At 45.1% G+C, this 15291-nt stretch carries 10 protein-coding genes and 8 tRNA genes; all 18 read left to right on the top strand.

The window, feature by feature from the left end; translation table 11 throughout:
• The first annotated feature begins 8 nt into the window (after positions 1 to 8).
• Positions 9 to 2630: an alanine--tRNA ligase gene (gene alaS, locus ACRRSY_RS14700; RefSeq protein ID WP_432463557.1), complete on the top strand. Its 2622-nt coding sequence runs from the start codon at positions 9 to 11 to the stop codon at positions 2628 to 2630.
• 38 nt (positions 2631 to 2668) lie between these two features.
• The gene (locus ACRRSY_RS14695) at positions 2669 to 3883 is read left to right on the top strand and encodes an aspartate kinase (protein ID WP_432463556.1); all 1215 of its coding nucleotides are present in this window, start codon (positions 2669 to 2671) and stop codon (positions 3881 to 3883) included.
• A gap of 104 nt (positions 3884 to 3987) precedes the next feature.
• Entirely contained in the window at positions 3988 to 4167 is a 180-nt protein-coding gene (csrA, locus tag ACRRSY_RS14690; protein ID WP_137671596.1) for a carbon storage regulator CsrA, read from the top strand.
• 778 nt (positions 4168 to 4945) lie between these two features.
• A tRNA-Ser gene (locus ACRRSY_RS14685) sits at positions 4946 to 5038 on the top strand.
• 11 nt (positions 5039 to 5049) lie between these two features.
• Positions 5050 to 5126: transfer RNA gene (locus ACRRSY_RS14680), tRNA-Arg, on the top strand.
• 50 nt (positions 5127 to 5176) lie between these two features.
• Positions 5177 to 5253, top strand: a tRNA-Arg gene (locus ACRRSY_RS14675).
• Between the two features lie 53 nt (positions 5254 to 5306).
• A tRNA-Arg gene (locus tag ACRRSY_RS14670) sits at positions 5307 to 5383 on the top strand.
• A 48-nt stretch (positions 5384 to 5431) separates the two neighbouring features.
• Positions 5432 to 5508, top strand: a tRNA-Arg gene (locus ACRRSY_RS14665).
• A 47-nt stretch (positions 5509 to 5555) separates the two neighbouring features.
• Positions 5556 to 5648, top strand: a tRNA-Ser gene (locus ACRRSY_RS14660).
• An 11-nt stretch (positions 5649 to 5659) separates the two neighbouring features.
• Positions 5660 to 5736: transfer RNA gene (locus ACRRSY_RS14655), tRNA-Arg, on the top strand.
• 52 nt (positions 5737 to 5788) lie between these two features.
• Positions 5789 to 5865: transfer RNA gene (locus tag ACRRSY_RS14650), tRNA-Arg, on the top strand.
• A gap of 713 nt (positions 5866 to 6578) precedes the next feature.
• Positions 6579 to 6821, top strand: coding sequence for an OadG family transporter subunit (locus ACRRSY_RS14645; protein ID WP_432452493.1), 243 nt, complete (start codon positions 6579 to 6581; stop codon positions 6819 to 6821).
• A 19-nt stretch (positions 6822 to 6840) separates the two neighbouring features.
• Positions 6841 to 8616, top strand: coding sequence for a sodium-extruding oxaloacetate decarboxylase subunit alpha (oadA, locus tag ACRRSY_RS14640; RefSeq protein ID WP_432452494.1), 1776 nt, complete (start codon positions 6841 to 6843; stop codon positions 8614 to 8616).
• A gap of 10 nt (positions 8617 to 8626) precedes the next feature.
• Positions 8627 to 9760, top strand: a complete 1134-nt coding sequence (locus ACRRSY_RS14635) for a sodium ion-translocating decarboxylase subunit beta (RefSeq protein WP_432452495.1) — start codon at positions 8627 to 8629, stop codon at positions 9758 to 9760.
• Between the two features lie 605 nt (positions 9761 to 10365).
• On the top strand, positions 10366 to 10986 hold the full coding sequence (locus ACRRSY_RS14630) for a beta-phosphoglucomutase family hydrolase (RefSeq protein WP_432452496.1): 621 nt from the start codon (positions 10366 to 10368) through the stop codon (positions 10984 to 10986).
• Between the two features lie 35 nt (positions 10987 to 11021).
• A complete protein-coding gene (locus ACRRSY_RS14625; protein ID WP_432463555.1) occupies positions 11022 to 11828 on the top strand; it encodes a rhamnogalacturonan acetylesterase in 807 nt (268 codons plus the stop codon).
• Positions 11829 to 11910: 82 nt separating this feature from the next.
• Complete coding sequence (locus ACRRSY_RS14620; RefSeq protein ID WP_432452498.1) at positions 11911 to 12402, top strand: YqaA family protein; 492 nt, start codon at positions 11911 to 11913, stop codon at positions 12400 to 12402.
• 24 nt (positions 12403 to 12426) lie between these two features.
• A complete protein-coding gene (locus ACRRSY_RS14615; protein ID WP_432463554.1) occupies positions 12427 to 15276 on the top strand; it encodes a M16 family metallopeptidase in 2850 nt (949 codons plus the stop codon).
• The last annotated feature ends 15 nt before the right edge of the window (positions 15277 to 15291 follow it).

Genomic DNA, 15291 nt, shown 5'->3' with positions numbered 1-15291 from the left:
AGAGTTTCATGAAGATGACTTCAGCTGAAGTAAGAGAAGCGTTTTTAAGCTTCTTTAACAGCAAAAATCACCAAGTTGTGGCAAGTGGTTCGTTAGTGCCACATGACGATCCAACCTTACTATTTACTAACGCGGGTATGAATCAATTTAAAGATGTATTTCTCGGAATTGACAAGCGTAGTTATACCCGAGCGACAACCTCACAGCGTTGTGTTCGGGCGGGCGGTAAGCACAATGATTTAGAAAATGTTGGCTATACTGCACGTCACCACACTTTTTTCGAAATGCTAGGCAACTTCAGTTTTGGTGATTACTTCAAAGAAGATGCAATTGCTTACGCATGGGAGTTTTTAACCGAAGTGGTTAAGTTACCTAAAGAAAAGTTGTTGGTGACGGTTTATCACTCGGATGATGAAGCTTTTAATATATGGGCCGATAAAATCGGTGTACCACAAGATCGGATTATTCGTATTGGTGACAAGTCACCAGAGAAAAAGTTTGAGTCTGATAACTTTTGGCAAATGGGTGACACAGGACCCTGTGGTCCTTGTACCGAAATTTTCTATGATCATGGCGAGCATATTTGGGGTGGCCCTCCGGGATCCCCTGAAGAAGATGGAGATCGTTTCATCGAGATATGGAACGTCGTATTCATGCAGTTTAACCGCCAAGCTAACGGGCATATGGAGCCTTTACCAAACCCATCCGTTGATACCGGCATGGGCCTTGAGCGGATCTCTGCGATTTTACAAGGGGTCCACTCCAACTACGAAATTGATATTTTCCAAAACTTGATTGCAGCAGCTGCAAAAATCATCGGTACCAATGATTTAGAAAATAAATCGTTACGGGTCATTGCTGATCATATTCGAGCATGTGGGTTCTTGATTGCCGACGGTGTTATGCCCGCTAATGAAGGCCGCGGCTATGTATTGCGTCGAATTATTCGTCGAGCGGTGCGTCACGGGAATAAGCTTGGTGCGCAAGAAGGTTTCTTTTATCAACTGTTAGCGGCCTTAATTACCGAAATGGGGGATGCATACCCAGAATTGGCCAAGCAGCAGCCTGTTATTGAGCGAGTCTTACGTCAAGAAGAAGAGCAATTTGCTAAGACTTTAGATCGCGGCTTAATGATTTTAGATGAGGCGCTTCAGGGCTTAGAGGGCTCCGTTATCCCGGGTGAGTTAGTTTTTAAACTCTATGATACCTATGGATTCCCTGCTGACTTAACTGCCGATATTGCTCGAGAGCGTGAGCTTAGTGTCGATGAGGCTGAGTTTACCGCAGCAATGCAAGCGCAACGAGAACGCGCTAAAAAAGCGAGTCATTTCGATACGGACTACAACGATAATCTGCAAATTAACGCCGAAACCGAGTTTTTAGGTTATCAACATCTAGAAGCCGAGGTAAACATTGTTGCAATGTTTAAAGAAGGTGAGGAACAGTCGGTGTTAGAGAATGGTGATCATGGCATTTTAGTGCTTGATAAAACCCCATTTTATGCTGAATCTGGCGGTCAGGCTGGGGATGCTGGTGAGCTTCAATTTGATGGCGGTAGCTTTGTCGTTGAAGACACCATTAAGTTAGGAAAAGCCTTTCTACATAAGGGATATGTTCAAGGGGCTAGTCTTGCCCAACAGCAACTAAGGGCCAAAGTAGATTCACGTCGCCGCTGGAACACGGCACTTAATCACTCGGTGACTCATTTATTACATGCAGCTTTACGACAAACACTTGGCGAGCATGTATCGCAAAAAGGTTCGTTAGTTGAAGCGCAACGTTTACGCTTTGATTTCTCTCATTTTGAAGCGATTTCGATGAAGTCGATTAGTCAGATCGAACATTTAGTCAATCAACAAATTCGCCGTAACCTACCAGTACTCACCAAGGTGATGAACTTGGAAGAAGCCAAACAAGCCGGTGCAATGGCGCTATTTGGTGAAAAATATGATGATGACGTGCGGGTGGTGAGCATGGGTGACTTCTCTACAGAGCTTTGTGGTGGTACCCATGTAAATCATACTGGTGATATTGGCTTTTTCAAAGTGACTAGCGAAGCAGGGATTGCAGCTGGCGTTCGTCGTATCGAAGCGGTTACCGGGCAATTTGCGATTGATCTGATCCATCGATTAACCGAAGAAGTTCAAACGGCAGCTAACTTGGTCAAAGGTGATCAATTCACCATCGGTGAAAAAGTGATGCAGCTGGTTGACCGAAACAAGATGTTGGAAAAAGAAATCTCCCAATTGAAAGACAAATTGGCCAGTGTCGCCAGTAACGATGTGGCAGATCAAGTACAAACGATTAACGGTGTGAAAGTATTAATTGCCTTCCTCGATGGTGTTGAAGGCAAAGCCTTGCGCAGCATCGTAGACGAGTTGAAAGTTAAATTGGAAAGTGGCGTGGTACTCTTGGGCACGGTAAGCGACGGTAAAGTCAGTCTAATTGCGGGCGTCACTAAAGATTTAACAAGCCGTGTTAAAGCGGGTGAAATGGTTAATATTGCAGCCCAATGCGTTGGCGGTAAAGGCGGCGGTCGACCTGATATGGCACAAGCTGGTGGTAATAATCCCGATGGTATAGCAAATGCGCTGGCACAAGTGAAACAGTGGCTAGGCGAAAAGCTTTAAACATATCAACATTCAGTGTTAAGAAAGAAGGAAAGCAAGTGGCACTAATTGTTCAAAAATATGGCGGTACATCGGTGGGTACGATAGAGCGTATCGAAGCCGTGGCTGACCGAGTGATTAAGCATAAACAAACGGGTGACGATTTAGTTGTGGTGCTTTCAGCGATGTCTGGTGAAACCAATCGCTTGTTGGGCTTAGCGAATCAAATCGATGAAAACGCCAGTGAGCGTGAAAAGGATGTTCTGGTATCAACTGGCGAGCAGGTGACAATAGCCTTGTTGAGTATTGCTTTACAGAAGAAGGGCTGTGATGCGATTTCGATGACGGGAGATCAGATCCAAATGCATACTGATAATGCGCATGGTAAAGCGCGTATTACTAGCATTGACGATCAAAACATCAAGGCTCACTTAGCGAAGAATAAAGTTGTGGTGATTGCTGGGTTTCAGGGGCGTAGCCCAGATAACTATATTACTACGCTTGGTCGTGGTGGTTCAGACACCACTGCTGTTGCCATTGCAGCCGCGCTGAAGGCCGATGAGTGCCAGATCTACACCGATGTGGATGGTGTATACACCACTGATCCGCGGGTTGAGCCTAAGGCGCGCCGTTTAGAGAGTATTACTTTTGAAGAAATGCTTGAAATGGCTAGCTTGGGAGCGAAGGTTCTGCAAATTCGTGCAGTGGAATTTGCCGGGAAATATAATGTGCCACTGCGAGTATTATCCAGTTTTGCAGAAGGTAATGGCACTCTAATTAGCTATGAGGGAAATAAAATGGAATCACCGGTCATTTCTGGTATTGCCTTTAATCGGGATGAAGCGAGCTTAACGATTTTGGGTGTGCCAGATAAACCTGCGGTGGCAGCGGCAATTTTGACTCCGATTGGGGAAGCGAACATTGATGTGGATATGATTATTCAAAACTCAATGGGCGATGGTACAGCTGACTTTACTTTTACGGTACATCGTAATGATTATAAACGCGCCAAAGTCTTACTAGAGCAAACTTGCGAAAAATTGGGTGCCCGAGCAGTCCAAGGTAAAGATTCTTTAGCAAAAATATCTATTGTTGGCGTTGGCATGATGAACCACCCCGGTGTCGCTAAAACTATGTTTGAGACTTTTGGTGCAGAAGGAATAAATATGCAACTTATTTCAACTTCTGAAATCAAAGTATCGGTAGTGGTTGATGAGAAATATTTGGAACTGGGCGTGCGTGCGTTGCATAGCGCCTACAAGCTCGACCAATAATAATGACTCTGCGACTTAAACAGGCTAGTCTATAGGCTGAATAATTGAAAATAATAGTCTGTTAAGTCGCTAAAGAATAAGAAATCGAATTTAAGGAGATATAAATGCTAATTTTGACTCGTCGTGTAGGCGAAACCTTGATGATTGGGGATGAAGTGACTGTGACCGTATTGGGTGTGAAAGGAAACCAAGTACGTATCGGTGTTAATGCACCGAAAGAAGTTTCGGTTCACCGTGAAGAAATTTATATGCGCATTCAAGCCGAGAAAAATGCCAGCGCATAAGCACGCGTTGGTGCTCAAATTTACAAAAGGAAGCTTAGGCTTCCTTTTGTGTTTTTGGGACTGCAGCGCCCTCTAACCAAGCCGTTGAGGTAGACCTTCAGTCGGCGCCTAAAAGCTTTAACAGTTTGTTGTTTAACATGTCTCATCTTCATTTGATTGATTTTTCATGAACCATCATTGATGTCGCAAGGTATGCCATTCGGTTTACTTCCAAAAATGCTTTTAAGTTGAACCTCAAGTCGCTGGTGATTGGTCACGGCTTTGTTGATGCATCATGTTATCGGTGACATTTGCTTGCTGTGGCTTATCTAAAGTAAGCGCAAAGCACAGACATTGATATCAGCCTTTGCTTACTTTGAACACCTACCTCATTGAAGCACCGTTATTTGCGATTTGTATTTGGTTAGTTTTTAGCGATTTAGCTATTTAAATGCGTATGAGTAATGCTCACATCGTCATCAATCGATTTCACTTCGATCGGGTTTGTCGGGTTTGGTAAATGATGTTTTGAAGTTTATTGTGTCATCTGATGTTCTCGGGGGCTTTGGTTTGACCATTTGATTGAAAACAGTGCAGCAAGATATATCGCCTGATGTGTTGTTTATGCGGTGTTCTTCGGTTCGCTTGCTGGTTCAGAAAGAATTGTGCTCGCTGCATTTTTGGACGTATATCTATCAAAAATACAGCGAACTGTTCGAAAGCTGTACGAACAAAAGAAAACTGGCAAAAAAGGTTTGACTATATTTTTGGAAGCAGTAATATCTGCATCCGAAATCGCGGTGAGGTGGCCGAGTGGCCGAAGGCGCTCCCCTGCTAAGGGAGTATAGGGTTTGTAGCCCTATCGAGGGTTCGAATCCCTCCCTCACCGCCATCGATTTCAACGCGCGTGTAGCTCAGCTGGATAGAGTACCTGGCTACGAACCAGGCGGTCGGAGGTTCGAATCCTTCCACGCGCGCCATATTTAAAGTAGAATGATTTCGGTCGTTCTTATATAAACAGTTTTTTTGTGCGCGTGTAGCTCAGCTGGATAGAGTACCTGGCTACGAACCAGGCGGTCGGAGGTTCGAATCCTTCCACGCGCGCCATTATTTTAAAAGCTCATAGTTCATGTGAGCTTTTTTTATTCAAGTGTTTCTGTGCGCGTGTAGCTCAGCTGGATAGAGTACCTGGCTACGAACCAGGCGGTCGGAGGTTCGAATCCTTCCACGCGCGCCATTATTTACAATAGAATGAGTGATCATTCTTATATTGCAGTGTTTTTGCGCGCGTGTAGCTCAGCTGGATAGAGTACCTGGCTACGAACCAGGCGGTCGGAGGTTCGAATCCTTCCACGCGCGCCATTCTTCTTAAAATCAGTGTTATGCTGATTTTGTTGGAGTGAAATCGTGGTGAGGTGGCCGAGTGGCCGAAGGCGCTCCCCTGCTAAGGGAGTATAGGGTTTGTAGCCCTATCGAGGGTTCGAATCCCTCCCTCACCGCCATCGATTTCAACGCGCGTGTAGCTCAGCTGGATAGAGTACCTGGCTACGAACCAGGCGGTCGGAGGTTCGAATCCTTCCACGCGCGCCATTCTTTAAGAGGCTCACCATTAATGTGAGTTTTTTATTCAAGTGTTATCTGTGCGCGTGTAGCTCAGCTGGATAGAGTACCTGGCTACGAACCAGGCGGTCGGAGGTTCGAATCCTTCCACGCGCGCCATCTCCTTTCTATGACTTCTCTTTTGTTTACTGCTCTAAAGCGGTTTCGATGCGCTTATGCTCTTACAAATATTGTATTTGCGCTCAGCTAATCATCATCGACATTCGATGAATGACATCGATATTTAGAATTGTTATTGGTTGATCGATAGCTTTGAATCTGCGCGCAGACGGCGGCCTCTTCAATGAGTTGATTCATTTTTGTTGCGTTTTGCTTAAAAGCCAAGTCCCTCACTATTATTTGATATTAATTTGTCGAAGCTGGCTTCATAGCTATCATTGATAGCGCGCTAAGGTTTTTAAATTAGGGTATTTTTTTAGCCTTTAGTGATACCTGCTTGTGAATAATTTGATGGTTTATAGGGGACATTTTTATATTACGAAGTTAGGATCTCTAGTTGAAATTGGTATTCATCTCTTATTCAGCTTCATTTTGTAACTGTTGTGATCCTGCAGGCTTCTTTTAGTTTAGCTAAGCTGGTAAATTAGCTTATAAATCGGACAATAATCTGTATCGCGATGAATGTTAACAGCTTGTTAATATATAGCTTATTTAGCCTTGTCAGGTTTCGCCGTCACTAGATTATGAATTTTCCTATTGATAAAATAAAATTAACAATACTAATATTTTGAATATTTATTCAAATTCCAGTTTGATTTTTGTCAGTTTGCATGTAATTCTTACGGCAATCTTAAAGGATGTGGATTAATAATATGATAGATATGACCGAGCTGTTGTTGGAAGCAGCCACACTTATGGGGATCGGGATGGTCGCCGTGTTTGCTTTCCTATCGTTGCTTATTTTAGCCGTTTTAGGTCTTGCCAAATTAGCTCCGCCATTGATCGAACCAACCAAGCCTAGTCACTCGTCTTCTACTTCGACTAAACAAGCCAATAATACCGCCGTTGTTGCTGCGATCTCTGCAGCGGTTCAACAGTACCGGAAGGCTCAATAACTAAAGGGGATTTAACGCAATGTCTAAACCACTTGCTTTAACCGATGTTGTGCTACGTGATGCGCACCAATCATTGCTAGCAACCCGTCTTCGTATTGAAGATATGTTGCCCATTGCTGAGCAATTAGACCAAATTGGTTATTGGTCTCTGGAGACATGGGGTGGGGCGACCTTCGATGCTTGTATTCGTTATCTGGGTGAAGATCCATGGGAGCGTCTGCGAGAACTGAAAAAAGCCATGCCAAATACCAAGCAACAGATGTTGCTACGGGGACAAAATTTATTGGGTTACCGGCATTATGCTGACGATGTGGTCGAACGTTTTGTAGAGCGCGCAGTTAAAAATGGGATGGATGTTTTTCGTATCTTCGATGCGATGAACGATCCTCGTAACTTTCAAACGGCGGTAAAAGCGGCGCTTGATTGTGGGGCGCATGCCCAAGGAACGATTTCTTACACCACTAGTCCGATTCACTCTATCGAAAACTGGGTTGATTTGGCGAAGCGTTTGGAAGACCTTGGTTGTCATTCGATTGCAATTAAGGATATGTCTGGCCTACTTAAGCCTTATGAAGCTGAGGCATTAATTAAACGTCTGAAAGCCGATACTGACGTAGAGATAGCTTTGCATTGTCATGCGACCACGGGTTTAAGTCTACCGACTCATATGAAGGCCATTGAAGCCGGGGTGGATATTATTGATACTGCCATTTCTTCGATGAGCTGTACCTATGGACATAGCCCAACAGAAACCATCGTGGCGATGCTAGAAGGGACTGAGCGTGACACTGGTTTAGATCTGACGAAATTGGAAGCCATTGCCGCTTACTTCCGTGAAGTTCGTAAGAAGTATGCGAAGTTTGAGGGCAGCTTGAAGGGGGTTGATTCTCGGATCCTGATTGCGCAAGTGCCTGGTGGGATGCTGACGAACATGGAAGGCCAACTGAAAGAGCAGGGTGCGGCCGATAAAATGGACCAAGTACTGGCAGAGATCCCTAAAGTTCGTAAAGATTTAGGTTATATCCCGCTAGTCACGCCAACCTCACAAATTGTGGGCACGCAAGCGGTGATTAATGTGCTTACCGGGGAGCGCTATAAAACCATTACCAAAGAGACGGCTGGTATTTTAACTGGTCATTACGGTAAAGCTCCCGGCGAACTCAATAGTGAACTACAAAAACGAGTGCTTGATGGCGAACAAGCCATTACTTGTCGTCCAGCTGATTTACTCGAAGCTGAAATGGAACGTTTAGAGTCTGAAATAAAACAACATTCAGCAGACAAAGGCTTTAAGCTGGCAGATGCGGTGATTGACGACGCTTTAACTTATGCCTTATTCCCACAAATCGGCTTGAAATTTCTGGAGAATCGTGGCGATGCATCCGCTTTTGAGCCGATGCCTAGCGCCGATGACGTTAAGCCCGCGCCCGCGGTTGCTGTTAAGCAAGGTTCTGTCGAGACTTATTCGGTACGGGTCGATGGGCAGCTTTACACCGTTGATGTCGGTCCTGAAGGCTCCATTGATGGAGTGGCGGCTGTAAGTTCTTCTGCGCCTGCAAGCCCTGTGGCGGTCCCAACTGGCGGTGAAGCACTGCCGGCACCATTAGCTGGAAATATTTTTAAAGTCTTGGCCAAACCTGGGGTGCAAGTTCAGGAAGGTGACGTATTGTTGATCATGGAAGCAATGAAAATGGAAACCGAAATTCGTTCCGCTAAAACCGGGGTGGTTGCAGAGGTTCTAGTTAAAGAAGGTGATGCGGTAGCGGTAGGCGAAATCCTGCTTAGCATCGCATAAAGGAGCGACAGTGGAAGGATTAATGAAGCTTTGGCTCGAAACGGGTATCGCCAATTTTGAGCTTGGTCAGGTGGTCATGATGGCAGTGGGTTTATTACTGCTATATTTGGCGATTGTCCGTAAATTTGAACCCTTATTGTTATTACCCATTGGCTTTGGTGCAGTATTAGCAAACATTCCTAACGCAGGTTTTACTGAAGAGGGTGGTTTACTGTATTACATTTATCATGTGGGGATCGAAACTGGCGTTTTCCCTTTATTGATCTTTATGGGGGTGGGGGCTTTAACGGATTTTGGGGCATTAATTGCTAATCCCAAAATGTTGTTATTAGGTGCCGCCGCTCAATTCGGGATTTTTGCGACTTTATTTGGCGCGATAGCCTTAAACTGGGTGCCTGGTTTTAACTTTACGCTTGCCGACGCATCTGCGATTGCCATTATTGGTGGTGCCGACGGACCTACGGCTATCTTTTTAGCTTCTAAATTGGCGCCTGATTTATTGGGCGCGATTGCGGTAGCTGCTTATTCTTACATGGCCTTGGTTCCGATTATTCAACCGCCTATTATGCGCGCGTTGACGACTAAACAAGAACGTGAAATTCAAATGGAACAATTACGCCCAGTTAGCATGCGGGAGAAAATAATTTTTCCAATCGCAGTGCTTGGCTTAACGATTCTGTTTTTACCAGCGGCAACGCCCTTGGTTGGGATGTTTTGTCTGGGGAATTTAATGCGTGAGAGTGGCGTGGTTGATCGTTTAAGCAAAACTGCACAAAACGAACTGATTAATATTGTAACCATTTTCCTTGGTTTGGCCGTTGGTTCTAAGTTGTCAGCTGACAAGTTCTTAACGGTTGAAACCTTAGGGATTTTGGGGCTTGGGGCGATCGCATTTGCTATTGGTACCGCTTCAGGGGTGTTGATGGCGAAAGTGATGAATCGTGTCGGGGGGGGGAATATTAACCCATTGATTGGGGCTGCTGGTGTATCGGCAGTGCCAATGGCGGCCCGAGTCGCCAATAAGGTCGGTTTAGAGGCTAATCCTCATAACTTCTTATTAATGCATGCGATGGGACCGAATGTTGCCGGAGTATTGGGTAGCGCAGTTGCCGCCGGGGTATTACTATCCTTAGTTGGTGGCTAATACTCTAACCATCTAAAAAAAGCTTGCTTAGGCAAGCTTTTTTTATGCTTAACGTGTTAACCACATCATGACGCCGAAAAAGCCAATGAGTAGGCTGCTGATTGCGATGATCCAATAATATCCTTTTCGACCTTGTTTAAAACTTAGACCGTAGTGGAACAAAAATAACGTCCACAGTATTGTAAGTAGCAAAGGAACTAAGAAGAAACGCACCATAGTTTTTCCATTATTACTCTTAACTGTTTGAATAATGTTAGTTTAACCTAAAAATATAAACTCAACCTAGTTTCGTGTTATTTTCGAGACGCTTCTCGCGTGTTGGTTTTACATCATGCTGCTTAACCCCAGATAAGACTTTGAAATTTAGGTGACCAGAGCTTAAGACAAGGATTCTGCATTGGGCATTTTAAATTTATCCCCGTGGAAAGCGACTGTGTGTTTTTCAGTTGACTCTTTCTGTGGGCATCTACTGGCTAGCGATTTGTTGTTTGCCTTAGCTGTACGGCGGTATTTACAAATTATTTTTGTCTATTTTATGAAGGCTTGTTGGTATGATGATCGGCTGAAAGGGCTGCTGTTTAGTTCTAGATAATTTCGAGTAGACAATGAATATCCAACAATACCAAGATTATGACGCTTTTATTTTTGATATGGATGGGACTTTAATCGATTCGTTGCAACAGCATCAAGCTGCTTGGGAGCGAGTATTAAAGCATTTTGCGATTCCTTACACCGCGCAGCAAATGTTGGCGATGAGTGGTATGCCAGCGGAACAAACTGTAGAAAATTTACTAGCGCAGGCCAATATGACACGGATTAAAGTGGATGCGGTGGTAGAAGCGAAAAATCAGCACTATCAGGACTTAGTTCATGCAGAAATACAGGCGACGCCGTTATTGACTGTATTTAATCACTTTCAGGGCAAAAAACCGATGTCTGTGGGCACTGGTGCTTCTCAGCAGGAAGCGGAGTTCTTGCTCAATAAATTAGGCATCGCTGAGCAATTAGTTGCCATTGTTGGCGCTGATTTGGTCGATGCTCATAAACCCGCGCCGGATACTTTCTTGTTGTGCGCGAAGTTAATGAATGTTGAGCCTCAGCGCTGTTTGGTGTTTGAAGATGCTGACGCTGGCATCATGGCGGCGAAGGCGGCTTCTATGGATGTTGTTGATGTACGACCACTGTGGCCAAATAAGTACTTTGATCAGCATCTTACACTTGAGTAAATGCGGTTATCAAGTTGTCCAGAGAGTCCACGATTATGAATAAGACCATCACTATATTACTCGCGATGTTACTCTCCCTTAGTTTTTCAGTACGCAGTAAAGAGCAGGATATGCCAAGTATTACGATTTATTTAGTTGGTGACTCAACGATGACTGACTATTCTCTTGAGTCAGCTTATATGAGTCATCGTTATCCTTTAACGGGTTGGGGGCAAGTTCTTCAACCTTTGTTGACCAAAGACAATTTGGCGGATATTGCGCTGATTTCTGGTGAACAAGCGCTGGTGGATGATCGCGCCAAGGGGGGGCGCAGTAGTCGAACTTTTTTTGAAGAAGGCCGTTGGGAAGCGGTATACCATGCCTTGCAGCCGAATGATTTGGTATTGATTCAATTTGGTCACAATGATGCTGCGCTTGAAAAGCCAGAGCGCTATGTCAATATTCAGGGTTATCAGCAGTTTTTGCGTTTATTTGTTGCGCAAACTCGTCAAAAGCAGGCTGTCCCAATCCTTGTTACCCCAGTGACCCGTAACTATCCTTGGTCTGGTGCAGTTTTAGGGAGTGCTCATGGAGCATATCCCGCAGCAATGAAGGAAGTCGCGAAACAACTCCAGGTAGATTTGATTGATTTGACGAGCTCTTCGGCTAAATATTTTTCACAGCAGGGGCGTGATTATGTCACTGAACACTATTTTATGAATCTTCCTGCAGGGATTTACCAAGCATACCCAGAGGGTAAAAGTGACAATACTCATTTTCAACCCGAAGGTGCAAAAGTTGTCGCAGCTCTCGTCTTGCAAGGCTTGAAACAGTTACAGCCTCACTCTAAGTTGGCTCAATAGCATTGGTGTTGGTTGCAGAAAGTACTGTTTTCATCGCCTGCTTAAGTGCTCTGCCTGCTGAAAGCGGCGAGAGCTCTAGTCGGTGTTGTCCACGAAATTGCAGGGGCGTCCAAAAAAAGTCGGTCGCTGCTCGGTCATTATTTTGTTAAGTTTACTGTTTTTTAGCGCTTTTAGTTCGGCGACTTTGCTGCCAGGAAGCTCGGAACTGTTGTTTAGTACATTGTTGTTACAATATCCACAGCGTTGGTTAAGTCTGCTAGTTGTGGCGAGTGTTGGCAATACCTTGGGTAGCTTATTCAGTTTCGCTATGGGGTGGGGCTTAATGGCTTCGCTCAAACGGCGTTTGGTTGGCCCTCCGAATTTAGCTCGGCAAGCGAAGGTTAAATTCTGGTTGAATAAATACGGCCCTTGGAGCTTACTGTTGAGCTGGTTGCCGCTGGTGGGTGATCTTTTGTGTTTATTGGCTGGGGCCGCTAAGTTGTCGGTCTGGCAATGCGCGATCGCGATGTTGATTGGTAAAACGGCTCGCTACGGTTTGATATTAGCCTTCGGCGCGTCACTCGCGTCGATTTAAATTGTTATAAATGAGGAAACAATAGTGCTTAGATGGTTGAGTGTTTTTAGCATTCTTTACTTAGTTGTTGGATGCTCGCAGTTTGACACGCAACAGTTGCCAACGTTGCCAGCAGGTGTGACCTTAGTTGAAGCTTCGCCCGCAAGTGACGGAGCACTCCAGATTGCCTATAAAAAATATCGTTTGGCAAACGGTCTAACCGTCATTTTATATCAAGATGATTCCGCGCCTTTAGCACATGTTGATGTGACTTATCATGTCGGTTCGAATCGCGAAGTGGTCGGGAAATCAGGATTTGCTCATTTTTTTGAACACATGATGTTCCAAGGCTCAAAACACGTCGGAGATCAGGAGCACTTTCGGATCATCAATGAGGCTGGTGGTACGATGAATGGATCGACCACCAAAGACCGTACTAATTATTATGAAACCGTGCCGGCGAATCAACTTGAAAAAGTGTTGTGGTTGGAAGCCGACCGGATGGGATTTTTACTTGATGCGGTCAGTCAAAAGAAATTCGAAATCCAGCGTGCTACGGTTAAAAATGAGCGCGCTCAACGGGTTGATAATGCGCCTTATGGTTTATTGTCGGAGCGGGTCGATGAAGCCTTATATCCTCGAGATCATCCATATTCTTGGCAGCCAATTGGTTATATCGAAGATTTAAATCGAGTGGATGTAAACGATCTTAAAGCTTTTTTCTTACGTTGGTATGGTCCGAATAACGCGGTGCTTAGTATTGGTGGTGACATCAACATTGAACAAACGCTGACTTGGGTTAATAAGTACTTTGCGACGATCCCGACCGGACCAGAAGTTCCTAAAATTAAACCGCGGCCGGCTCAATTGAGTGAGACTCGTTATATTTCTTTAGAAGATCGGGTGCATATCCCTTTACTCTACATCAGCTACCCAACGGTGTTCGCGGGAGCAAAAGACGAAGTCGCCTTGGATATGTTTTCTGAGATATTAGGCGGTGGAAAAAGTTCATTATTGTATCAATCATTGGTTGAAAGCGGTAAAGCACTATCGGCATATAGTTCTCATTATTGTCGAGAAATGGCTTGTACCTTGTCGATCGCTGTTCGGGCTAATCCGCAGGCGGGTCTGAGCTTAGCTCAGCTAGAGCAAGAAGTTGACCGAGCCATTAGTAAAGTGGCTGCGCGTGGGATGGATGCGGCTGACTTACAAAGAGTTCGCGGTTCACTCAAGGCTTCTACTATTTATAGCTTAGAAAGCGTCTCTGATGTGGTCAGCCAATTGGCTTATGGTGAAACTTTTTTTGGCCAACCGCTTTATGTGAGCAAAGTACTAGAACAATTTGAGCATGTCGATGATCAACAAGTGCAACAGGCATATCGGCAGTATATTTTGGATAAACCGCGGGTCGTGATGAGTGTGGTTCCTAAGGGCCAAAGACAGTTATTGGCTGGGCCTGATAATTATCAGCCAAAAGCGCGCCAACTGCCTGTGTATCAACATATCGATGAACAGCAATTGAAGCAGGCTAAAGTCGTCGATAGTTTTGACCGAAGTATTGAACCCAGTGCGGGACCGGCGCTAACGGTAAAATTGCCACCCTTGTGGCACGGTCAGCTCCGTAATGGTTTACAGCTATTAGGCACCTCTGCGCAAGCAACACCAACGGTCACCTTACAGTTTCGCTTACCCGGAGGTAGTCTCGCCGAAGCGCCTGGTCAAGAAGGATTGGCCAAGTTAACCGCAAGAATGTTAATGCAAAGCACTCAAGGCCATAGCGCCGCAGAGTTAGCAGACCAATTAGATGAGTTGGGGGCCTCAATTAGTTTTGGTTCTGGTTTGTATAGTCAAAGTATCAGTTTGAGTTCACTGACCGAAACCCTGCCTCAAGTGCTGGATATCTTACAGCAACGTTTGTTAACGCCGGCCTTCGATGAGCAAGAGTTTGTACGTGAGAAAGCCCGTCATTTGCAAAGCATTGAGCAGAATTATAACCGACCTAGTTGGTTGGCGAGTATTGCGAGTCAGGGCCTGATTTTTGGTGAAAGCAGCCGGCTTGCAACATCCAGTGCCGGGACGAGGCAGAGTGTTAGCGCGCTTAGTCTCGAGGATGTGAAGCAATTTTGGCAGCGTCATTACCAGCCGATGGGAAGTCAATTGGTTGTGGTGAGTAACTTGGGGCAAGCTCAAATGGAGCAAGCCTTACAGCCCTTGCAACAGAAATGGCGTGGTCAAGCGAGTCCTAGTGGTCATCTTCGCATTACCGAATCAGTCAGTAAGCCGACGATTTATTTGATTGATAAGCCTGGTGCGGTGCAATCGGTAATCCGTATTGGTCGTTTGGCGATGCCCTATGATGCAACGGGTGAGTACTTCAAAGCCAACTTAATGAATTTTAACTTTGGTGGCAATTTTAACAGCCGGATCAATATGAATTTGCGCGAAGATAAGGGCTACACCTATGGGGTGAGCAGTGGCTTCTCCGGTTTTGAAGACGGCGGTAGTTTTGTGATTTCTACCGATGTTCGTCAAGATGCAAGCGCTGATGCAATTAAAGAATTACTTGCCGAGCTGGAACATTACTCAACCACCGGGCCGACAGATAAAGAACTCGCCTATATGCGTAGTGCGGTGTCTCAACAAGAAGCGCTGGCTTACGCAACGCCTTCCCAAAAAGCGTCATTTTTGATGCAGATGCAGGTACATCAACTGGATCCCAGCTTTGTTGCCCAGCAGAATCAGATTGCCGCGACAATTAGTCGTGAGACCTTGAAAAAGTTCGCGTCAAAATATTTATCACCACAACAGATGATCATCGTTGTGGTGGGTGACAAGCAACAGTTGTTGCCACAGTTAAACAAATTAGGTATGCCTGTTCAACAACTTGCATTGTAAATGGACCCGCGCTTA

Origin of the sequence: Agarivorans sp. QJM3NY_33, assembly GCF_050870865.2 — a bacterium.
Classification (GTDB): domain Bacteria; phylum Pseudomonadota; class Gammaproteobacteria; order Enterobacterales; family Celerinatantimonadaceae; genus Agarivorans.
The sequence above is the reverse complement of the archived record's forward strand: the minus strand, read 5'-3'. Positions and strand labels throughout refer to the sequence as shown.

Bases quoted from the DNA above. Each gene is read 5' to 3' on its own strand.
- alaS (WP_432463557.1), top strand. From the start codon at position 9: ATGAAGATGACTTCAGCTGAAGTAAGAGAAGCGTTTTTAAGCTTCTTT.
- csrA (WP_137671596.1), top strand. From the start codon at position 3,988: ATGCTAATTTTGACTCGTCGTGTAGGCGAAACCTTGATGATTGGGGAT.
- ACRRSY_RS14645 (WP_432452493.1), top strand. From the start codon at position 6,579: ATGATAGATATGACCGAGCTGTTGTTGGAAGCAGCCACACTTATGGGG.
- oadA (WP_432452494.1), top strand. From the start codon at position 6,841: ATGTCTAAACCACTTGCTTTAACCGATGTTGTGCTACGTGATGCGCAC.
- ACRRSY_RS14630 (WP_432452496.1), top strand. From the start codon at position 10,366: ATGAATATCCAACAATACCAAGATTATGACGCTTTTATTTTTGATATG.
- ACRRSY_RS14625 (WP_432463555.1), top strand. From the start codon at position 11,022: ATGAATAAGACCATCACTATATTACTCGCGATGTTACTCTCCCTTAGT.